Here is a 21141-nt window from a genome sequence, read left to right as displayed (position 1 = left end):
AAGGAGGAAATTTTATGATTTTAGGTATTGTAAGTGCTATGCAAGAAGAATTAGATCTTCTTCTAAAAGATATGACTATTAATGAAGAAACTAAAAAAGCAAATATGACCTTTTACAAGGGAACTTTAGATAATAAAGATATTATAGCTGTAGTATGTGGAATAGGTAAGGTTAATGCTGCTGTTTGTTCTCAAATTTTAATATCTGAGTTCAATGTAACTTCTATAATAAATGTTGGAGTTGCTGGCGGAATAGGTAAAGATATATATCCAGGAGATGTAGTTGTAGGAACTAACTTAGTTCAACATGATATGGATACAACAGTTTTCGGAGATCCACATGGTCAAATACCTAGATTAGATACTTTTGACTTTAAATGTGATGAAGCTTTAATTAAAGCATCTTTAGAAGCTTGTGAAGAAATAAAAGAAATTAACACTTTCTCTGGTAGAATAATTTCTGGTGATCAATTTATATCAAGCGTTGAAAAAATTCAATGGTTTGAAAAAGAATTTAATGCTATGGCTTGTGAAATGGAAGGAGCTAGTATTGCTCAGGTTTGTTATTTAAACAATATTCCTTTTGTAGTTATTAGATCTATTTCTGATAATGCTAATAATGGAGCTCATATGGATTATGAAAAATTCATTCCTATAGCTGTTAGAAACTCAACTATATTATTAAAAAATATAATACGTAAGTTATAATAAAGACTATTATAAGAAATACATATTATCTTACATACGAACTATCAAGATCCAAATCTAATGTAAGATAATATGTATTTTATTATTTTCCCAAGAAAAGACCAGTTATCATTTTATAGATAAATTTCTAAAGTGTAAGTTAAAAAGCTTTAAACTTATCCTTACTTACACCACAAACTGGACACTTTTCTACTTGATCCCCAATTTCAGTAAAGCCACATATTGGACAGATATAAATAGTTTCATTACCTATATCTTCACCTTTTTTAGCTTTATCTTGAGCTTCTTTAAATAATTTTGCATGTATTTTTTCTGCCTCTAAGGCATAATGGAATGTTCTTTGTGCATCCTTCTCATTTTGAAACTTAGCTGCTTCTAAGTAAACTGGATACATTTGATCAATTTCATGTAACTCACCATCGATAGCACCTTGAAGATTTTCAACTGTATTAGTATGACCAAATACAGCCCCCGCAGTTACAGTCTTATCCTCAACTGGTTTATTTAAAGCATTAAAATGATTGTTAGCATGGCACCACTCTGCATAAGCTATCCCCCTAAAGAGTCTTGCTATGTTAGGGAACTTCTCTTTTTCAGCGGCATTTGCCCAAATAGTATATCTCATATGAGCCATACTCTCTCCACCATAAGCTGAACATAAAAAATCTACTGTCATTGCATTATTTACTGACATTTTTAAACACATCCTTTCAAAATATATATATATGTTTCAATAAATAATATACATTTTAAGTGCCTATATCATTTTGAGTGAAAAATAATTTTAAAATGTAAATTACATTAATTGAAAGCATATATATCTTTCAATTTTTATATAAGTTGATTTTGTATTTACTTAACTGAAACATTTTTTATCTGAACTAATTTAATAAAATGTAAAAACTTTATTACAACTTATACATCTTAATTATTCCATAAAAGGTAATTTTAATTCACTTATGTATAAATTTCTTAAAATAAATAAGAGTAAGATTTTATGATCAATATTGGATGAAACCTATAATCATTAAATCTTACTCTTTAATTCTATTATTATCTGTTCACTGTTTTCTCTTAGTGATACTTTTTATTTATTGCTTATCTTTATTTTATATGTAGGTCTATTTAACCTTATGGATTACTATATTTTAAGCAATTGCTTGAATAATCCATGGAATTCCATAGGATATAAAGGTCATTATTGTTGTTGCCATTATTAATCCTAGAAGAATTGCTAATGAAGCTTTCTTCGTTTTAATTCCAAGTAATGATGCTATAAGAGCACCTGTCCATGCACCTGTTCCTGGCAAAGGCACTCCAACAAATAATGCAAGTCCCCAAAACTCATATTTTTTGATTTGATCACTTTTAGCCATTGATTTTTTCTCTAACTTTTCAACCATTGGTCTAAATAACTTAGTCTTTTTCATCCAGTTAAATATTGGTGTAATAAAAAATAAAATGAATGGAATAGGTATTATATTTCCTACAATACATAAAAATATAGCTTTAACCACTCCAATTCCTAGTAATGAAGCGGCAATTAAACCACCTCTTAACTCCAAAATAGGCACCATGGATATTATAAACACTACAAGCTCTTTTGGCATAAAACTTAATGTGCTAGTAAACCAATTAATTAACGAATCCGTCATAACTTACTCCTTATACTGTATATTTCTTTTAATCTTATTTTTAAAAATGTATTTATTTACATATATATAAGATTACATAATAAATACAAAGTATTCAAGTCTATTTTTCTAATATATTAACTGTCTCTTTCATTTTTTCTCTTAATCAAACTTTTTTATTCTTAGTTTATTTTAATATTGTAGATATATTTATTATACACATAAAATAAAGACTGCACGCATCCATCTACTCCCATAACTCCTTCAACTTCCCTCTCTGCTTTACTTCACCCCCCTAACAATCAACTTCCAAAACTTTAAGTAAAATAAAGATTGACTATAAAATCTTCAAATCAAAGTAAATTTTCAAATAAAAAAAGAGTAAGGACTTAGGTTTCAAAACTTATCTAAAGCCTTGTGATCCCTAACTTTCCTCACTCTTTACTTCTATTATTTTTTATTCACTTTTTTCTCTTATTCAAACTTTTTTATTCGTAGTTGATCTTTATTTTGTGGAGACATTTATTTAAGCTTATGAACAAATAGTCCACTTCTAAGCTTTGGTTCAAACCAAGTAGACTTTGGTGGCATAACTTGATTTGTGTCAGCAACATTCATTATATCACTAACTTCTGTTGCATACATTGAAAAGGCAATCTTCATATCCTTATGGACCCTTCTTTCAAGTTCTTTTATTCCTCTAATTCCACCTATAAAATCTATTCTATCTGATGTTCTAACATCTTCAATTCCTAAAATAGGTGTTAAGACATTGTTTTGTAATATAGCAACATCTAAGCTATCTATTGGATCTTCAGCATTATAGCTTCCTTCCTTAGCTTCAAGTAAATACCACTTATTTTCTAAATACATACCAAAAGTATGCTTATCAGAAGGCTTCACTTGTTCATCTTTTTCTGTAATTATGAACTTTTCACTTACCTTATTTAAGAACTCTTCTTCAGTAAGACCATTTAAATCCTTAACTACTCTATTATAATCCATAACCATAAGGTCATTATCAGGGAACGCAACTGCTAAAAAATAATTGAATTCCTCATCTCCTGTATAGTTAGGATTTTCTTCTCTTCTCATAAGTCCAACCTTCACTGCTGAAGCTGATCTATGGTGACCATCTGCAATATATAGGTTTTCTATTTCTCCAAATAGTGCTACGATTTCTTTTACTATTAATTCATTATCTATTACCCATACTTGATGTCCTATTCCATCTTCTGAAACAAAATCATATACAGGTTTTCTCTTAGTTCCTTCTTTGGACCATTGTTTAATAACTTCAGAAGTTACTTCATCTTCTCTATAAGTTAAGAAAATTGGACCTGTATTAGCATCACAATAATTAACATGATTTATTCTGTCTTGTTCTTTATCCGCTCTTGTAAACTCATGTTTCTTTATTGCATTATTTATATAATCATCTATTGATGCACAAAATACTAATCCAGTTTGAGCTCTGCCATTCATTATTTGTCTATAAATATATAAACATGGTTTCTCATCTTGAATAAATTGCTTTTCTTCAATCATTCTATCAAGATTTTCTCTAGCTTTCTCATATACCTTTTTATCATGCACATCTATAGAAGGATCTAGATCTATTTCTGCTCTATCTATATGAAGAAATGAATATGGATTACCCTCTACCATTTCCCTTGCTTCTTCACTATTCATAACGTCATAAGGAAGTGCTGCAATTTTTGAAGCTAATTCCTCAATTGGTCTTATACCTTTAAAAGGTCTAATTGTTGCCATCTATATTCCTCCCGTTTATCTGTAGCTTACTTAAAAAAATTCTTTATTACTGAAACTACTTCATCACCAATTCTATCTTGCGCTTCAAGAGTTGATGCCCCAATGTGAGGTGTACAACTTACTCTTGGATGATTTACTAAAATTTCATTAGTATTAGGTTCAACTTCAAATACATCTATTCCTGCCCCTGCAATCTTTCCACTATTTAAAGCTTCAAGTAAAGCTGATTCATCTACTACCTTACCTCTTGCACAGTTAATAATATATGATCCATCCTTCATTATGTTTAATTGATCTTTTCCAATTAACGCACCGGCATTCTTATCATATGGTACATGCAGAGAAATAAAATCAGATATCTTTAATAAATCATTAAGCTCTAAGAAATCATAAGCTAAATCATCTTGTTTTCCAAACATATCATTGTAAACTACAGTCATTCCTAAAGCAGTAGCCTTATTAGCTAAAGCTCTTCCTATTCTACCCATTCCTATAATTCCAAGGGTTTTTCCACCGATTTCAATACCTTCATATTTCTTTTTATTCCATTCACCATTTCTCATAGTGTAGTTAGAAGTGCCTACAAATCTTGCAACTGCAAACATATGAGCTAACGCTAATTCTGCAACTGAATCTGAACTTGCATTTGGAGTATTTCTTACTTCTATTCCAGCTTCTTTAGCTGCAGCTACATCAATATTATCTATACCAACACCTGCTCTAACTACTAACTTTAACTTTCCACCCTTAGTAGCTTCAATAACTTCCTTAGTAACCTTAGTTGCTGATCTAACTACTAAAGCATCAAAATCTTTAAGAACTTCTCCTAGAACCTCTTTATCATAGTGCTTATTTTCAACTTCAAAACCTAACTCTATTAAATTATTAATGGCCTTTTCTTGTAAGCCATCACTTGCTAATATTCTATACATTTTTTTGCCCCCTATTTTTTAAAAATAATTATATTTACTATGCTAATAAGAGTTTAGACCTTAGCCTAAACTCTTATCCTTATATCATTGTCCAAACTTCCTTTAGTAGTAATACTAAACTTTATCTATACTATTCCAAGCCTAAAATATCATTAATATTGCTTAATAGTTCTTGAATATCTTCCATTTGACAGTCAGCCATATGAGCAATTCTAAATGTCTTTCCTTTTAAGCTACCGTATCCGTTAGAAATTTGGAAACCTCTTTCTCCTAATTCTTTATTTAATGCAGCAACATCTATATTTCTAGTATTCTTAATTGTTGTTACAGTATTTGATAAATATTTATCTTCTGGTAATAATTCAAAGTACTTTCTACCCCAAGCTCTTACAACTTCAGCTAATTCAATATGTCTTGCAAACCTATTTTCTAAACCTTCCTTATTAAGAATATAGTCTAGTTGATAATCTAATGCATGCATATGTGGAATAGATGGTGTTGAAGGATATTGGTAGTCCTTTTTTTGAATAAAATTATATAAAGATAGTAAGTCTAAATAGAATCCTCTATTTTTTACTTTCTCAGCTCTTTCTTTTGCTTTATTAGAGAAAGTACATACTGCAAGTCCTGGAGGCAATCCTAGTGCCTTTTGTGATGAAGTTATACATACATCAATTCCCCAATTGTCTACTTCAATCTTAGTACCTGCTGCCGAACTTACTGTATCAACTATAAATACAATTTCAGGATATTTCTTAACTACTTCACCTATTTCTTTAATAGGATTCATTACTCCTGTAGATGTTTCATTATGAGTTACTGCAACTAAGTCATATTGTCCTGTTGCTAATTCTTTGTCAACCATTTCTGGTGTTATAGCTTGTCCTAACTCTACTTCAAATAAATCTGCAGGAACGTTATTAGATATAGCCATTTCATACCATCTTTTTCCGAATGCCCCAACGGAAAATACAGCTGCTTTTTTGGCTGTGCAAGATCTAATAGCACCCTCCATAAGTCCACTACCTGAAGTAGTAGATAATAATATTTCGCTTTCAGTAAAGAAGACTTTTCTTAAGTTATCACTTATTCTTCTTTGAAGCGCTGAAGCATCCTTGCTTCTATGACCTATCATAGGCCTTGATAGTTGCTCTAAGACATCAGGTCTTACTTCAACAGGCCCCGGAATAAATAGCTTTTTGTGCATTGTGTTTCTCCCCCATTTAATATTTTTTTATTGCTTATTGATTGTTTATTTTATTGTTAATTTTACTACTTTTCCATATATTTAACAACTACTTTGTTAAATTTTTTGAAAGAATATTCAAAATTCTACAAATATTTCACTATTAATGTACAAATTAACAGCCCCAAATAATTTTTTTATTGTGTTATGCTAACTAAACTTCTACATTATCTTGCTTTTTACTATCTTTTAATATATCTCTTATCTCTGTTAATAATACTTGCTCAGCAGTTAATTCAGCTTCAGCTGGTGATTCTTCCTCTACTTCCTCTTCTTCTTTCTTTCTATTTAACTTAGCTACAACCTTAATAAATACGAATATAGAAAAGGCTATAATTATGAAGTCCACTACATTTTGAATAAATATTCCATACTTTATCTCAGCTTCTCCTATCCCTATGTTAAATACATAAGTTAAATCCTCAAATTTTACTCCACCTATTAATAATCCAACTAAAGGCATTATTATATTCTCAACTAATGAAGAAACTATCTTATTGAAAGCTCCCCCCATAACTACCCCAATTGCTAAGTCTAGTACATTTCCTTTCATAGCAAATTCTTTAAACTCTTGTAAAAACTTTTTTCCTTTATCCTTCATTTCTAATCCTCCTTATTTATATTCTTCATCAAAAATTAAAATAGATTCTGTCTCTCTGCAATATTTAACACACATACATTGTCCTAGATGCCTTGGACACTTATAACATAAACAACTTTTATCATCTCCATTACAGCTTTTCTTATAATAAGGACAATATTTGCAATTAACTCCATTTCCAGCTGGCATAATATATTTCTCCTTCTTTTGCATAATATAATGTTACTTTAATAATAATATTTTACCATATTTCAATTAATTATTAGTAACCATTTTTTATCTCTTCTCATATTGTGTTTCTATAAGAAGCTTTTCACTTTTTGGTATAAAACTTCTAACTCCCATCTATATAGACTAATGCTGTTGAAAATGAATATTCATTATACAACAGCTTTTTCTTTTTACTAATTAGATTTATTCTTTAAATCTTAAAGTCTAGTACTGATCATTTAGGCAGTTTTTATTATATATGATAAAAAAAACTCCCTTAGGAGTTTTCAAAACCAAATTGTTTTAGTAATTCCTAAGGAAGTGCATAAATAACTATTCATTGTTAATTATTAATTGAGCTGTCCTTAGACAGCTCTTAATACTCTATAGAAACATTTGAAATATAACCAGAAAAATCACTCCTGGTACTCCTAAAAATCCTGCTATTAATGCAGTAACCCAATTTATTGCTATGGCAAAACCAAAGTATGAACCTAGAACATTAGCTAAGTATAATAATACTATTCCAATTACACCATTTATTAATATTTTTAACGGCCATTTTAAAAGCTTAATAACTAAATATAATAATACCAGCCCTATCAATCCATATATTATTAAATTAACATCCATAACATCCCCTCCAGTTTATCTTATTCTTCAGTATAACATATTATTCTATCATTCTTAAGTCACGACGCTTTGCAACACTTATTAAATAATCATATCTTGTTCTTGCTGTATCTTCAGCATATATGGCTAATTCAACTAATTTAGGATCACTTACATAATCAAATAAAGCTCTAGCTACTTCCATTTCTGAAATAGTTTCTTTAATATTATTTAATAGAGCTATATCCTCTTCACTATGCTCTTTTTTACTTTTCTCTGTATTTCTTAGTAATAAATCTAAAATTATATTTTTATTCATTGCTTTCCCTCCTAAATATTGTATATTTAAGTACTATCCACTTTTAGGATAATTATTCAGAAGGAAAAAACTTTTAACCAATATTATATACTTATTTAATGCTATTTAATAAATTTATACTATCTATAACAAAGGTGCAAAAACCCTAATTACTGCTGCTAATAATTTCTTATACCACTTTTCATTGTAACAATCTTCTAAGGTCATTAATTGACACTGATCTAATGTTTCTAAGAAGTCTTTCTTTATTTCCATTACTGACTTAGTCTTATATAAAAACACTCCACATTCAAAATGTAAATAAAGGCTTCTATAATCCATATTAATAGAACCAACTACTCCTATCTTATCATCTGATACAAAGGTTTTTGAGTGAATAAATCCAGGAGTATATTCATATATCTTAATGCCTGCTTCAATTAACTGAGCATAGTAAGCTCTAGTAACTAAGTGAACATACCACTTATCTTCTATATGAGGAGTAACTATTATTACCTCAACTCCACTTTTTGCTGCTAAAGTTAATGCAGTTACTAGTTCATTATCTACTATTAAATAAGGAGTATTTATATAAATATAATCTTTAGCCTTATTTATAATATTTAAATAAACATATTCACCTACGGTTTCATCATCTAATGGACTATCTCCATAAGGCTGAACATATCCATCATCCTCAAAAGCTCCTTCATAATTAACATGTGGCCTATATTTATTATAGTCTTCTTTTTCTCCACAGTTAAACTCCCAAGCATGCAAGAACATCATAGTAAGATTCCATACCGCTTCACCTTTTAACACAATAGAAGCATCCTTCCAATGTCCAAATCTAACTACTTCATTTATATATTCATCAGCTAAATTTATACCTCCAGTAAAGGCTGTATGTCCATCTATCACAGTTATTTTTCTATGATCTCTATGATTCATTATAACTGATAAAAATGGTACAAATGGGTTAAATACTAAGCACTTAATACCCATTTTCCTTAGTTTTTCATAATACTTATAAGGTAATGTTCTAAGGCATCCCATATCATCATATATAAGCCTAACATCTACCCCTTCCTTTACTTTTTCTTCAAGAATTTCAAGAATGCTATCCCACATCTTTCCTTCTCGAATTATAAAGTACTCCATAAATATATACTTCTTAGCTTTCTTAAGCTCTTTTTTTAGTTCTTCAAAAAATTCTTCTCCAGGTGACAAGTATTTAGTATGGGTATTTTTGTATATTGGCGCTGCTGCATACTTATTTAAATATTTTACTTGATTAGAAATTGATTTGTCTTCCTTTTCAATTTCCTTAAATACTTCAGGATCTTGTTCTAAATATTTAGCTCCTTCTGTATGAATCTTATTTATTCTTCCTCTAAACCTTTTTGTTGTTCTCCTTAATCCAAAAATTAAATAAAACAATCCTCCAAAAACAGGTACTAAGGATACAGGTATTATCCATGCCAGTTTAAAAGATGGATTATCTTTTTGGCTCATTATATATATTACAACCACTATGCTAAGAGTAGTGAATAATACATATAAATAAACAAAGGATTCAGATAAAGTCCAAATAGTAAAAGCTAATATACCTACTTGAATAAGTATTAGTAACCCTACAATTACCATTCTACTAAATAGAAATTTTAATAATTTACTCATATATTCACCCTTTACTTAAATCTCTTTTCTCCCCTCAAGGGCCTTAGATAAAGTTACTTCATCAGCATACTCTAAGTCTCCACCAACAGGAATTCCTGATGCTATTCTAGTTACCTTAATATCTAATGGTTTTAAAATTCTTGAAATATACATTGCTGTAGCTTCACCTTCAATATTAGGATTTGTTGCAATAATAACTTCTTTTACATCTGCACTCATTCTTGCAACTAATTCTCTAATTCTTATATCTTGTGGACCTCTTCCTTGCATTGGCGACAAGTTACCATGAAGCACATGATATGTACCATTAAATTCTTTTACTTTTTCCATAGTCATTATGTCCTTAGGTTGTTCTACAACACAAATAACATCCTTATCTCTATTAGGATTAGCACATATTGCACATGGATCTGAATCTGTGAAGTTCCCACATATTGAACAATATTTTATTGTTCCCCTAGCTTTAACTAAAGCATCTGCAAATTCTCTAACCTCATCAGCTGGAAGATTTAAAACATGTAAAGCAAGCCTTTGAGCTGTTTTTTGCCCAATACTTGGCAACTTTGCAAACTCTTCAATAAGTTTTTCTATAGCTACTGGATAAAAATCCATATAATCACCCTTTCTGTCAATTGAATATATAAAAGGTTCTATCGCACAATGAAAAATTAATGAAAAAACTCCCGAAGGAGTTTTGAAAAGAAATTAATTTTAGTAATTTTTAATTTTTAATTCTTAATTTGAACTATTTGTGCCACAGCCCTTTTATTGGACTATATTAAACATAATATATAAAATTAGAATAATCCTGGTATATTCATTCCACCAGTTAATTTACCCATTTTCTCTGCACTTTCTTCTTCAGACTTTCTTAATGCTTCATTAACTGCACTAAGAACTAAGTCTTCTAACATTTCTACATCATCTGCATCTACAACTTCAGGCTTTATGTTAATAGAAAGTAATTCTTTCTTTCCATTTGCTTTTACAACTACAGCTCCGCCACCTACTGAAACCTCATATTCTTTAGTTTCTAGGTCCTTTTGCATTTGCTCCATTTCCTTTTGAAGTTTTTGAGCTTGCTTCATTAGGTTATTCATATTTCCTCCCCCAAATCCGCCTGGGAATCCTCCTCTTGCCATAAAAACATCCTCCTTATCATAAAAATCTATTTTTAATTATATAGTATTTTCATTTATTTTACTATATTTATAACATTATTAATATATATGTTTCAATAAATATTTTGCATATTGCAATCTTATAGAATTTTAAGTGAAAAATAATTTTAAAGTAAATTACATTAATTGAAAGCATCGATCTTTTTTATTATACTTAATTAAAGCTTATTTTATCCGATTACTAGCATTGCTAACACTCCTAACTTCTATAAGTAGGAGCTAAGCACCGCTACGTGTCTGGATTAGTTCTTCTAAGAATCACTTTATGTGGTTTACTCATCCAGTATATCTACCATATCAGAACCTAAAGTTTCAAGAAGCATATCTGCAGTAGATTTCTCATCACTACTTCCTTCTTCTACTGTAAATACTATCTTAATATCTTCTCTGAAAATCTCTGCAAGTATTTCTTGAAGTAATGCTCTATATTCAGGTTTTTCTAATCTATCCTTATTAAACTTATATTGTTCTTCATATTCTATAGTTAGAATTCCTTTGCTACAATCTATAGGTTTTCCAGTAATTAAAGATGCATAAACAATCATCGCTCTTCTAGCTTTAATTCTTTCTAATATATCTTTCCAAGATTTTTGAATATCATTTAAAGATACCTTAGAGGAATCATTACCAGAAGTATTGTGAATAACTTCTCTTCTTACTTCCTTCTTTATTTCCTTAACAGCTGCATCTGCTTTAACTTTTCCATCTGCTACAACTTCAGTTTGAACTTTGATACTTCCATTCTTTAAGGATGCTTCAAGTTTATTTAACCTACTTAAAATAACTTCATTAGATGTATCATATTCTATTTTACACATTTTTATTATGGCAAGCTCTAAGTACAATCTTGCTTGTTTACTTATCTTTGCATTACCTTCTGCTTCTTGAAGAATTCTTATATATCTCATAACTTCTTCAGCTCTTAGCTTACTGCCCTGTTCCTTAATTAAAGTTATGTTTTCTTCAGACATATCTAATACATCTTCAGGATTGTTAGTAACCTTAGCCATAAGAATATTTCTATAATGACTTATAAGATCTTTTATAAAAAGATATATATCCTTACCTGCATAAACCACTTCATCTATAATTCCTATAGACTTTTCTACATTTCTTTGATTAACTGCATTAGTTAATGTAAATAAGTGATCATTAGTTACAAGGCCCAGCATATTAATAAGAGTATCATATTCTACTGCACCATTTCCCATTGAAATAGCTTGATCTAATATACTTAAGGCATCTCTCATAGCCCCATCAGAAACTCTTGCAATTAAGCTTAAACTCTTGTCATCTGCTATTGCATTTTGATCATCTACTATCTTTCTTAGTCTACCTATTATTTCATTATTGTTTATTCTTTTAAAGTCAAATCTTTGACATCTTGAAAGAATAGTAATAGGTAATTTTTGTGGATCTGTTGTTGCTAATATAAATATTACATTCTTAGGTGGTTCTTCTAATGTTTTTAAGAAGGCATTAACAGCACCTGTAGATAACATGTGAACTTCGTCCATTATATATACTTTATATCTACCTTCTTGAGGTGGATACTTAACATCATCTATTATATCTCTGATCTTATCAATACCATTATTAGAAGCTGCATCTAATTCTGTAACATCTATTGCTAGCCCTTCATCTATCTTCTTACACATCTCACACTTGTTACAAGGTTCTCCATCATGTAAATCAAGACAGTTTAAGGCCTTAGCGAAAACCTTAGCTGTAGTTGTTTTACCAGTTCCTCTAGTACCACAGAAAAGATAAGCATGAGCTATTCTATCATTTAGTATTTGATTCTTAACAGTTGTTGTTATATGTTCTTGACCAACAATATCATAAAAGTTTTGTGGTCTCCATTCTCTATATAAAGCTGTATATCCCATAATATCATTCCTTATTTTTATCATTTATTTATATTATAGACTAAAGATTAAAATTAATGAAGAAATAAAAGTTAGAACTTAATAAATTTAAAAGAAACCCAAGATAACTTGAGTTTCTTCAAAATTACTTTATGCTATTTTTCTTTATAACTAAAAATTCAACAATAGTAATTGCTAAACCTATAACTCCAATTAGCTTAAAAGATATTTCCAAGGAAATAATATCTCCTATATATCCGCATAAAGGGAATAATAATATCATCATTAATGAGTAAAACATACTCTCTACTGAAATTATAGTTGCTCTTTGTCTGGATTCAACACTAGAATTTATTAATTTACTACTAATAGGTTGAAGTATAGAAGTTAGAAATCCTATAGATACAAAAATCAATATTGTTGTTTCTTTACTTGAATACCCCATCAATACTATCAGCAAACTAATTAACATAGATATAGAAATCCATCCTTTTGATTTAAACTTCTTATATATCTTATCACTTAAAATTGCTCCTAAAGATGAAAGTATTCCATTAAATAAAAATATTGTTGAAATACTTACCCTTGAGTAACCTGAATCACTTAAGAATTGTTGCCCATAAAAATATATTATTGCTGAAAAAGTATAAATTAAAGGAAAGTACATTAATATATTTAAAAGTCTCCTATTATTTTTCAATATATTTATTGAGGTTTTAAAATGATTTATCACCGTTACTCTTTCTTCATGAGTTTCCCTTATATCAACTTCAGTAAAATTAAAAGATACAGTTAAAGAAAATACACCAATAACAATTGCAGTAATATAACTTATAGAAAAATCTATTTGAGATAAAAGTCCACCTATAAATACTGCTAACCCCTGTGAAATTTCTATTATTAAATTTAACCTACCATTAATCTTTAAATACTCATCTTCTCTTTTTAATGTTTTAAGTGTATCGTATATTAAAGCTTCCTCAGATCCTGAATTCAAATTATATCCCCAAGCTGATAATATAAAACCAATGGCAAATCCAAGAAAGGAATTTGAAAATAGCATTATTATTGCTGATATTAATGATGTTATTCTACCAATTATCATTATTTTTCTTCTACCAAATAAATCGGCTAATGCTCCAGTTGGTATTTCTGAAATAAAACCAGTAATATGAAATATTCCTTCAAGCAAACCTATTTCTGCTAAATTCATTCCCTTATACCCTAAATACAATACCCAAATAGCAGATGTTATATCAAAGGATGAAAGAAATCTATATAAATAATCATTTCTTATATTCTTTTTTATTTTATTCATTTTAATCAACTCCAATTTTCTATAATTATTTTTAAGCATAATAAAAGACCTAAGATACTTAATCTAGGCCTAATTGGAGTTACTATATTGCAACTTAAGAAATAGATTTTCTCAAATTTCCCCTAAAAAAGGGCATAGTAATCCAATTTTCAAAAAACATGCATGTTTTTGACTGTGAACTACTAGATAAAATTTCATATTTCATCTTTCTTACAGGAAACTTCATAGTCTATTTCTCCTTTCTTCCAAAATAATCTATTTCAAGCATATATTATTTCATAAATATTTACAAGTGCTTATTTAACTGCTATTTGTTAAATATTACATATATTACTTATAATATTATTCATCATTTAGTTTATTATTCTTATACTATGCTTCAGCCCTATATACCAATATTCAAAAACTCAAACTTATCCTAATATCATTTATACTTATTAAATTTTATAGTACAATAAATTTAAATAATAGTAAGGAGTGATAAAACTTGAGTTTATACGATAAGAAATACTTATCTATAGTTAAAGATATCTTTGAAAATGGTTATTATGATAATAACAGAACTGGGATGCCTACATACAAGCTACCACATCAAATTATGCAGTTTAATTTACAAAAGGAATTCCCTATACTAACTACTAAAAAAGTTGCATTTAAAACTGCTATAAAGGAAATGCTATGGATATATAGAGATCAATCAAATGACGTGACTAAGCTTCAAGAACAAAATGTCCATATATGGGATGAATGGGTAGATGAGAATAATACAATAGGTAAGGCTTATGGATACCAAATAGCAAAGTTTAACCAAGTAGATAAGCTTATTGAGTCCTTAAAAAATAATCCTCAAGACAGAAGAATGATTATGTCTATGTGGAATATAGAAGATCTACCAGAAATGACATTGCAACCTTGTTGCTATCAAACTTTATGGGACGTAACAGATGGTTACTTAAATTGCATGTTAATCCAGCGTAGTGGGGACATTCCATTGGGAGTTCCATTTAATACTAGCCAATATGCTGTATTAGTTCATTTAATAGCACAAGTAACTAATCTTAAACCTGGATTATTCACTCACGTGATTAATAATGCACATATTTATGAAAATCAAGTTGAAGGAATGAAACTTCAATTAACTAGAGAAAATGAAGATTTTGATGCACCAAAGCTTTGGATAAATCCGGAAATAACGAATTTCTATGACTTCACAGCTGATGATGTTAAATTAATAGATTATAAACACCATGACCCAATTAAAATGGAGGTAAGTGTGTAATGTTATCTATTATAGTTGCCAAAGCTTCTAATAATGTTATTGGCGGAGATAACAAGCTTTTATGGCATATATCTGAAGACTTAAAGAGATTTAAGTCCATTACATCAGGTAATACTATTATAATGGGTAGAAAGACTTTTGAATCTTTACCTAAGGTTTTACCTAATAGACATCATATTGTAATTACAAGAGATAAAAGCTTTAAAGTTACTTCACCTGATGTAGAAGTAGTTAATGATATAGACTCTATTATTACTAGATTTGAAAATTCTACTGAAGAAGCCTTTGTTATTGGCGGCGGAGAGATATATAGAACTCTTTTACCTAATACAAAGAAGTTATACTTAACTAGAGTTTATAAAGATTTTGATGGTGATACAAAATTCCCAAGTATCGGTCTTAATGATTGGATAACTGATTATAAATCTGAAATTTTAGTTAATGAAAAAGATAATTTAAATTTTGATTTTATAAATTTAATAAGGAAATAGAAAACGAGGGTATTCCTTATGGAATGCCCTCGTTTTCTTGTCCTATTGTATGTTAATCCTATTGAAGAGTAACCTATAAATAATTAATTATTAATTATATATTTTCATTAATAATTACATATTTGCATTAAAAAAACCCTTCTTCTTAGAAAGGCCTAAAAATTAAAACCGTGCACCCAGCTTCGACAGTAATCTATAGACGTTACTATGTAGTTAGCTCTGACAAGATTTATCCATATCACACGCAGTAATCACTTATCGCTGCTTCCTTCCGGACCTGACGAGGTTCATGCACTTACGTCGTATGGGACCTTGCCATCAACACCACTTGCATAGGCAGGCTCTACAGATTAAAGCCTAGACTGGGAATTCAATCCTGCTATAGCGGATTGCAGGTTATAGGGCACCGCTAACTCCCCATCTAGCACAGTCATGGCGGAGAGAAGGGGATTTGAACCCCTGATAGAGTTGCCCCTATACACGCTTTCCAGGCGTGCTCCTTCGACCACTCGGACATCTCTCCATATTATTAAAACTCTCTATTAACTTAAATATAATAAGTTGTTCAATTACAAAATCTTTGATTTTGAATTGCCTATATAGCTATTTAACTTAACTACTGCTATATATTATCATATACCAATAAATATTGCAAGATTTAAAAAGCTGGCGACTATTGTAAAGACATCCAACTAAGAATTAAATAGTTAATAATGTGATTTAAATCTTACTTAATTATTTTAACCTAAATTAAAATTTTAATTATTAAAATTTATTATAAAAATAAAAAGTAGGTATAATAATACCTACTTAATTTTTATCTAGCTTGATTTTTATTCTTTTTATAAGCCCAAATAATAAGACCTATTCCTAATACTATTCCAATTAAGCTTACTATTTGTGCAGTTCTTAATCCCATAAACATTAAACTATCAGTTCTTAATCCTTCAATAAAGAATCTTCCTATAGAATAAAGAATCATATATCCACCAAGGATAACTCCATCTTTTCCTTCTTTTTTCTTTAGAAGGATGTACACTAAAATACCACAAACTAATAGATTCCATATGGATTCATATAAAAATGTTGGATGATAATAAGTACCTTTAATCAGCATTCCTTTTTGAATAAATTCTGGGAATTTACTTATAAACTCTTGAGTTACAGGTCCACCATGAGCCTCTTGGTTCATAAAATTTCCCCATCTACCTATAGCTTGCGCTAAAATAACCCCTGGCATTATTACATCAACATATTTTAAGAAATTAATCTTTTTATATTTAGCAAAGAAATATCCTGATAATAATGCTGCTATTACTCCACCATGAATAGCCATTCCACCATTTCTAATATTTATCATATCCTTAAATGAGTTAAAATTTTGAAATTCAAAGGCCACATAGTATAATCTTGCCCCTATTATTGATATTGGGAAAGTAACTAAAAATGCATCTATTATAGTATCATAATTTAGATCTTTCTTTTTTGCCAGCATATATATTAATAGCATAGCAGCAACAACTCCCATAGAAATTATTACTCCATACCATCTTATTTCTAAACCAAATACATTAAATGCTATTGGATTCATCTAATCCCTCCTTATATTTCTTTTATTTTTAAAAAACTTTGTTAATAAATTACTGCATTCTTCATTATAACACCATTTTACATCAACTTTCCAATTGAATATATCATAATCTAATAAATTTACAGTAGATCCACATGCCCCCATATCTTTATTAAAGGTTCCTATATATAGTTTTGATATTCTACTTTGAGCTATTGCAGCTGCACACATAGGGCATGGCTCTAATGTTACATACATTTCACATCCTGATAGTCTCCAGTTATTAAGTTTTTTAGAGGCCTCTTCAATAGCTAGTATCTCTGCATGAGCAATAGTTAAGTTTAAACTTTCCTTTAAATTATGATTTCTAGCTATTATTTCTCCATTCTTAACTATAACTGCTCCAACAGGCACTTCCTCTTTAATAAAGGCTTTAGTTGCCTCTTCTATTGCAATATTCATATAATCCATATCAATCTTCACCTTAATATAAAATAATCTATATTTCTTACTACATAAATTATTATATAGTAAAAATATGTAGAAATGATGTAGATCTAAATTTAATTAATAAATTTTTATATATAATTTTATCTATGTATAAAAAATATCATACCACCACAACTGAAGTTTAACTACAGATAAGTAATATGATATTTCTCTAACTATTTAAGTAAATATTCTAACCTTTTTAATTCTATTTTTATCTATTTCTTCTACTATAAACTTAATATTATTCATTTCCACTTCTTCATTTTGTTCTGGGAACCTTCCAAGTTCTCCAATAACTAATCCACCTACTGAATCAAATTCTTCTGATTCCATAGTTACACCTATTAATTCAGCAATATGATCAAGCCTTGCGCTTCCATCTACAATATATTCATCTTCCTTAACTACTATAATTTCATCATCAACTTCATCATCATATTCGTCTTCAATCTCGCCAACTACTTCTTCTATTAAGTCTTCAATAGTAACTATCCCAACATTTCCACCATACTCATCTAATACAACTGCCATATGATTTCTTGTATTTTTCATTTCATTAAATAACTCAGTAATTCTCTTAAATTCATAAGTATAATAAGGCTCCCTCATATAATCTGAAACCTTAAAGTTTTCCTTACTTTCAAAAGCTATTATTAAATCTTTTACATTTAATATACCAATAACATCATCTATAGTTTGATTATAAACTGGTATTCTTGAAAATTGCTCAGTTTTTATTATATCTATTACTTCATCATAAGTAGCATTCATATCTACTGCAACTACATCTACTCTTTGTACCATTACATCTTTTACTTGAGAATCTGCAAATTCAAAAACGTTAAAAATCATTTCCTTTTCAACATCTTCAAGTACGCCCTCTTCTTCACTTACACCAACCATTGTTTTTAATTCTTCTTCTGTAATAAATGGTTCTGTAGCCTTAGGGTCTCCTCCTAAAAGCCTGATAAACAAACTAGATATAGCAGTAAATATAAATATAAATGGTCTGAAAACCTTAACCACTATATTTATAATCTTACTTACTCTTAATGCAACCTTTTCAGAATTCTGCTTAGCTATTGACTTAGGAGTAATTTCACCAAATATTAAAACTAAAATAGTCATAATAACAGTAACTAACCCAACTCCACTTTCTCCAATAGTTTTAACTGCAATTGATGTTGCAAGTGCAGATGCACCTATATTAACTATGTTATTACCTATTAATATTGCTCCTAATAATCTACTTGGATCTTCAGTTAACTTCTCTATTAACTTAGCTCCCTTAACTCCCTCATCTACCATATGTCTTATTCTAATTTTACTTAGTGCCATTAAGGCCGTTTCTGACATAGAGAAAAATCCTGACATAACTAATAATATTACTAATAATATTATCTGCCACGTATAACTCTCCAAATTAATTCACCATCCTAAATTTTATATATATATGTTTCAATAAATAATCTACATTTTGAAGATTTATATTATTTTAAGTAAAAAATAGTTTTTAAAGTAAATTTCATTAATTGAAAGCTTATATATCTTTTAATTTTTATATAATTTTATTTTTATATTATATCATATAAAAAATTCAAAAAATTAATTTTAATAAAAATTTTAATTGGTTAGTGTGATAATTTCTAATTTTCCCTACTATCCTATACTACACTTCGTATCCACTTTCCTGATTTTAATCTACTTCTTTCAAAGATTATTTTTATAAATTCTTCTGAACAGATTAAGAAATATACTGCTGTAACTGGTAGTGATAATACTGTTGCTCCTATAAAAGCCATAGGTACTGCATAAAACCAAATTGTTCCTAGTTGTACTAATGTAGAGTAAAGAGTATCTCCGCCCCCTCTAAATATTCCAACTATCATAACTACGTTATAAGATCTTATAGGACATATTAATGCCATTATTCTTAAAACAGATACCGTTGCTTTGAAAGTCTCAGCTTCTACATTAAAAGGCCTTACTATAGCAGGTGCTAATATCCATACTGCTATACCTATAATTAATCCTAAAGCTGGAGCAACCTTCCCTATCTTATGTGAATAATCTACTGCTACTTCTTCTTCATTAGCCCCTACCTTATTACCTACCATAATAGCAGCTGCTGAAGCTAATCCTATACAAAGCACCATAAACATATTATTTAATGTAGTTGCAATTTGCATAGTAGCTACTGCACTTGTCCCTATTTGAGCATATGCTATAGAAAATGCAGTCATTCCTAGTGACCATAATAATTCATTTGCTATAACAGATATTGAAGTATTGAAATAAGTCTTTACAAAACTAAAGTCAAAGGCAAATAGTTCTTTAATTTTTGAAGCTACTATATTAATTTTTACATAAATCATATAAATTATATAAGCTATCTCTAAGGCACGTGCTATAGAAGTAGCTAAAGCAGCTCCAGCAACTCCCATTGGTTTTGCCCCTAAGTTACCAAATATAAATACCCAGTTTAAAAAGGCATTACATATAACTCCTATTAAACTAGCATACATTGGAACCTTAGGCTGTTCTGAACTTCTTAATGCTGATGAAAAACCCTGCGTAAAATTAGTAAATATAAAAGTAATTCCTATTATTCTTAAGTATTGACTTCCAAGTTCTATTACCATTGTATCCCTAGATAATAATCCCATTATTGACTCAGCAAAAATAAGTGCAGCTCCACCAAATACTATAGATGCTATAAATCCTATGCTTAAGTCTAATCCTAATACCTTCTTTATACTTTTAACATCTTTCTTTCCCCAATACTGAGACATAAACACGCTTGCCCCAGCATTTATTCCTGAAAGGCATAGCGTAAAAATAAAGAAATATTGATTGGCTAGTCCTACTGCAGCAATTGCTTCTTCTCCTAACTTTCCTATCATTAGGTTATCTACTAAGTTTAATGACGATGTTATAAAGCTTTGCAATGTTATTGGCAATGCCAGTGTAAGCATCGTTGTTATAAAAGCCTTATCTTTAAATACTTTTCTCATGACTTCCTCCTAGGTTAAATATTAAATTCTATTTTTACAAAGAAAAAAGAACAAATGGGTAGTCAAGCCGCCCATCTGCTCTTTGCTTACGTATAATTACTCTTGATATTTTCTTATAATAAAAGAAGTTTGTCAAGATAATACCTTCTAACTTAATTTCATTAAAACCCTTTTATCTATTTCATTATTTATAGATGTTTAAAAGTTTAAATATCTATAAATAATATAACTAACT

Annotated in this window: 21 protein-coding genes, 1 tRNA gene and 1 other RNA gene; 3 read left to right on the top strand and 20 right to left on the bottom strand. The window is 29.2% G+C overall.

The window, feature by feature from the left end:
* Positions 1 to 14: 14 nt before the first annotated feature.
* A complete protein-coding gene (locus E5347_RS12030) occupies positions 15 to 707 on the top strand; it encodes a 5'-methylthioadenosine/adenosylhomocysteine nucleosidase (protein WP_136007472.1) in 693 nt (230 codons plus the stop codon).
* 139 nt (positions 708 to 846) lie between these two features.
* Here the strand turns inward: E5347_RS12030 and E5347_RS12025 are convergent, their stop codons facing one another.
* From E5347_RS12025 to E5347_RS11960, 14 genes are all read right to left on the bottom strand, one after another.
* Positions 847 to 1401: a rubrerythrin family protein gene (locus tag E5347_RS12025; protein ID WP_136007471.1), complete on the bottom strand. Its 555-nt coding sequence runs from the start codon at positions 1399 to 1401 to the stop codon at positions 847 to 849.
* A 454-nt stretch (positions 1402 to 1855) separates the two neighbouring features.
* The gene (locus E5347_RS12020) at positions 1856 to 2362 is read right to left on the bottom strand and encodes a COG2426 family protein (RefSeq protein ID WP_136007470.1); all 507 of its coding nucleotides are present in this window, start codon (positions 2360 to 2362) and stop codon (positions 1856 to 1858) included.
* 501 nt (positions 2363 to 2863) lie between these two features.
* Positions 2864 to 4114, bottom strand: a complete 1251-nt coding sequence (locus E5347_RS12015; protein WP_136007469.1) for a DUF1015 domain-containing protein — start codon at positions 4112 to 4114, stop codon at positions 2864 to 2866.
* A gap of 26 nt (positions 4115 to 4140) precedes the next feature.
* Complete coding sequence (locus E5347_RS12010; RefSeq protein WP_136007468.1) at positions 4141 to 5046, bottom strand: D-2-hydroxyacid dehydrogenase; 906 nt, start codon at positions 5044 to 5046, stop codon at positions 4141 to 4143.
* Between the two features lie 130 nt (positions 5047 to 5176).
* Positions 5177 to 6253, bottom strand: coding sequence for a pyridoxal-phosphate-dependent aminotransferase family protein (locus tag E5347_RS12005; protein WP_136007467.1), 1077 nt, complete (start codon positions 6251 to 6253; stop codon positions 5177 to 5179).
* 193 nt (positions 6254 to 6446) lie between these two features.
* Positions 6447 to 6893, bottom strand: coding sequence for a large-conductance mechanosensitive channel protein MscL (gene mscL, locus E5347_RS12000; RefSeq protein ID WP_136007466.1), 447 nt, complete (start codon positions 6891 to 6893; stop codon positions 6447 to 6449).
* Positions 6894 to 6905: 12 nt separating this feature from the next.
* Positions 6906 to 7082, bottom strand: a complete 177-nt coding sequence (locus E5347_RS11995; RefSeq protein ID WP_168354960.1) for a hypothetical protein — start codon at positions 7080 to 7082, stop codon at positions 6906 to 6908.
* Positions 7083 to 7487: 405 nt separating this feature from the next.
* On the bottom strand, positions 7488 to 7736 hold the full coding sequence (locus tag E5347_RS11990) for a pro-sigmaK processing inhibitor BofA family protein (RefSeq protein ID WP_136007464.1): 249 nt from the start codon (positions 7734 to 7736) through the stop codon (positions 7488 to 7490).
* A 40-nt stretch (positions 7737 to 7776) separates the two neighbouring features.
* Positions 7777 to 8034 carry a DUF2508 family protein gene (locus tag E5347_RS11985; protein WP_136007463.1) on the bottom strand — a complete coding sequence of 86 codons (258 nt, stop codon included), beginning with the start codon at positions 8032 to 8034 and terminating at the stop codon, positions 7777 to 7779.
* Between the two features lie 123 nt (positions 8035 to 8157).
* The gene (gene cls, locus E5347_RS11980) at positions 8158 to 9693 is read right to left on the bottom strand and encodes a cardiolipin synthase (RefSeq protein WP_136007462.1); all 1536 of its coding nucleotides are present in this window, start codon (positions 9691 to 9693) and stop codon (positions 8158 to 8160) included.
* Between the two features lie 15 nt (positions 9694 to 9708).
* Positions 9709 to 10305: a recombination mediator RecR gene (recR, locus tag E5347_RS11975; protein ID WP_136007461.1), complete on the bottom strand. Its 597-nt coding sequence runs from the start codon at positions 10303 to 10305 to the stop codon at positions 9709 to 9711.
* A gap of 185 nt (positions 10306 to 10490) precedes the next feature.
* A complete protein-coding gene (locus tag E5347_RS11970) occupies positions 10491 to 10835 on the bottom strand; it encodes a YbaB/EbfC family nucleoid-associated protein (RefSeq protein WP_136007460.1) in 345 nt (114 codons plus the stop codon).
* 311 nt (positions 10836 to 11146) lie between these two features.
* Positions 11147 to 12763 carry a DNA polymerase III subunit gamma/tau gene (gene dnaX, locus E5347_RS11965; RefSeq protein ID WP_136007486.1) on the bottom strand — a complete coding sequence of 539 codons (1617 nt, stop codon included), beginning with the start codon at positions 12761 to 12763 and terminating at the stop codon, positions 11147 to 11149.
* A gap of 124 nt (positions 12764 to 12887) precedes the next feature.
* On the bottom strand, positions 12888 to 14060 hold the full coding sequence (locus E5347_RS11960) for an MFS transporter (protein ID WP_168354959.1): 1173 nt from the start codon (positions 14058 to 14060) through the stop codon (positions 12888 to 12890).
* A gap of 487 nt (positions 14061 to 14547) precedes the next feature.
* Here E5347_RS11960 and E5347_RS11955 point away from each other — a divergent pair, with 487 nt between their 5' ends.
* Together E5347_RS11955 and E5347_RS11950 are read left to right on the top strand one after the other, a co-directional pair.
* Positions 14548 to 15339: a thymidylate synthase gene (locus E5347_RS11955; RefSeq protein WP_136007458.1), complete on the top strand. Its 792-nt coding sequence runs from the start codon at positions 14548 to 14550 to the stop codon at positions 15337 to 15339.
* On the top strand, positions 15339 to 15830 hold the full coding sequence (locus tag E5347_RS11950) for a dihydrofolate reductase (protein ID WP_136007457.1): 492 nt from the start codon (positions 15339 to 15341) through the stop codon (positions 15828 to 15830). The genes E5347_RS11955 and E5347_RS11950 overlap by 1 nt, the downstream gene beginning before the upstream one ends.
* Before the next feature lie 168 nt (positions 15831 to 15998).
* Here E5347_RS11950 and ffs read toward each other — a convergent pair.
* The 6 genes from ffs to E5347_RS11920 form a co-directional block, all read right to left on the bottom strand.
* An RNA gene (gene ffs, locus E5347_RS11945) (signal recognition particle sRNA large type) lies at positions 15999 to 16260 on the bottom strand.
* Between the two features lie 3 nt (positions 16261 to 16263).
* A tRNA-Ser gene (locus E5347_RS11940) sits at positions 16264 to 16353 on the bottom strand.
* Between the two features lie 294 nt (positions 16354 to 16647).
* The gene (gene lgt, locus E5347_RS11935) at positions 16648 to 17421 is read right to left on the bottom strand and encodes a prolipoprotein diacylglyceryl transferase (RefSeq protein ID WP_136007456.1); all 774 of its coding nucleotides are present in this window, start codon (positions 17419 to 17421) and stop codon (positions 16648 to 16650) included.
* Positions 17422 to 17871 (bottom strand): nucleoside deaminase, encoded by a 450-nt coding sequence (locus tag E5347_RS11930; protein WP_136007455.1) that lies wholly within the window; start codon positions 17869 to 17871, stop codon positions 17422 to 17424.
* Positions 17872 to 18069: 198 nt separating this feature from the next.
* Positions 18070 to 19314 (bottom strand): HlyC/CorC family transporter, encoded by a 1245-nt coding sequence (locus tag E5347_RS11925; protein WP_136007454.1) that lies wholly within the window; start codon positions 19312 to 19314, stop codon positions 18070 to 18072.
* 242 nt (positions 19315 to 19556) lie between these two features.
* Positions 19557 to 20906 carry an MATE family efflux transporter gene (locus E5347_RS11920; RefSeq protein WP_136007453.1) on the bottom strand — a complete coding sequence of 450 codons (1350 nt, stop codon included), beginning with the start codon at positions 20904 to 20906 and terminating at the stop codon, positions 19557 to 19559.
* Positions 20907 to 21141: the final 235 nt, after the last annotated feature.

This window comes from Clostridium sartagoforme (assembly GCF_004794105.1).
GTDB lineage: Bacteria > Bacillota > Clostridia > Clostridiales > Clostridiaceae > Clostridium > Clostridium sartagoforme_B.
The sequence above is the reverse complement of the archived record's forward strand: the minus strand, read 5'-3'. Positions and strand labels throughout refer to the sequence as shown.

Excerpts from the sequence above, each read along its gene's own strand:
- E5347_RS12030 (WP_136007472.1), top strand. The coding sequence starts at position 15 with ATGATTTTAGGTATTGTAAGTGCTATGCAAGAAGAATTAGATCTTCTT.
- E5347_RS12025 (WP_136007471.1), bottom strand. The coding sequence starts at position 1,401 with ATGTCAGTAAATAATGCAATGACAGTAGATTTTTTATGTTCAGCTTAT.
- E5347_RS12020 (WP_136007470.1), bottom strand. The coding sequence starts at position 2,362 with ATGACGGATTCGTTAATTAATTGGTTTACTAGCACATTAAGTTTTATG.
- E5347_RS12015 (WP_136007469.1), bottom strand. The coding sequence starts at position 4,114 with ATGGCAACAATTAGACCTTTTAAAGGTATAAGACCAATTGAGGAATTA.
- E5347_RS12010 (WP_136007468.1), bottom strand. The coding sequence starts at position 5,046 with ATGTATAGAATATTAGCAAGTGATGGCTTACAAGAAAAGGCCATTAAT.
- E5347_RS12005 (WP_136007467.1), bottom strand. The coding sequence starts at position 6,253 with ATGCACAAAAAGCTATTTATTCCGGGGCCTGTTGAAGTAAGACCTGAT.
- mscL (WP_136007466.1), bottom strand. The coding sequence starts at position 6,893 with ATGAAGGATAAAGGAAAAAAGTTTTTACAAGAGTTTAAAGAATTTGCT.
- E5347_RS11995 (WP_168354960.1), bottom strand. The coding sequence starts at position 7,082 with ATGCCAGCTGGAAATGGAGTTAATTGCAAATATTGTCCTTATTATAAG.
- E5347_RS11990 (WP_136007464.1), bottom strand. The coding sequence starts at position 7,736 with ATGGATGTTAATTTAATAATATATGGATTGATAGGGCTGGTATTATTA.
- E5347_RS11985 (WP_136007463.1), bottom strand. The coding sequence starts at position 8,034 with ATGAATAAAAATATAATTTTAGATTTATTACTAAGAAATACAGAGAAA.
- cls (WP_136007462.1), bottom strand. The coding sequence starts at position 9,693 with ATGAGTAAATTATTAAAATTTCTATTTAGTAGAATGGTAATTGTAGGG.
- recR (WP_136007461.1), bottom strand. The coding sequence starts at position 10,305 with ATGGATTTTTATCCAGTAGCTATAGAAAAACTTATTGAAGAGTTTGCA.
- E5347_RS11970 (WP_136007460.1), bottom strand. The coding sequence starts at position 10,835 with ATGGCAAGAGGAGGATTCCCAGGCGGATTTGGGGGAGGAAATATGAAT.
- dnaX (WP_136007486.1), bottom strand. The coding sequence starts at position 12,763 with ATGGGATATACAGCTTTATATAGAGAATGGAGACCACAAAACTTTTAT.
- E5347_RS11960 (WP_168354959.1), bottom strand. The coding sequence starts at position 14,060 with ATGAATAAAATAAAAAAGAATATAAGAAATGATTATTTATATAGATTT.
- E5347_RS11950 (WP_136007457.1), top strand. The coding sequence starts at position 15,339 with ATGTTATCTATTATAGTTGCCAAAGCTTCTAATAATGTTATTGGCGGA.
- lgt (WP_136007456.1), bottom strand. The coding sequence starts at position 17,421 with ATGAATCCAATAGCATTTAATGTATTTGGTTTAGAAATAAGATGGTAT.
- E5347_RS11930 (WP_136007455.1), bottom strand. The coding sequence starts at position 17,871 with ATGGATTATATGAATATTGCAATAGAAGAGGCAACTAAAGCCTTTATT.
- E5347_RS11920 (WP_136007453.1), bottom strand. The coding sequence starts at position 20,906 with ATGAGAAAAGTATTTAAAGATAAGGCTTTTATAACAACGATGCTTACA.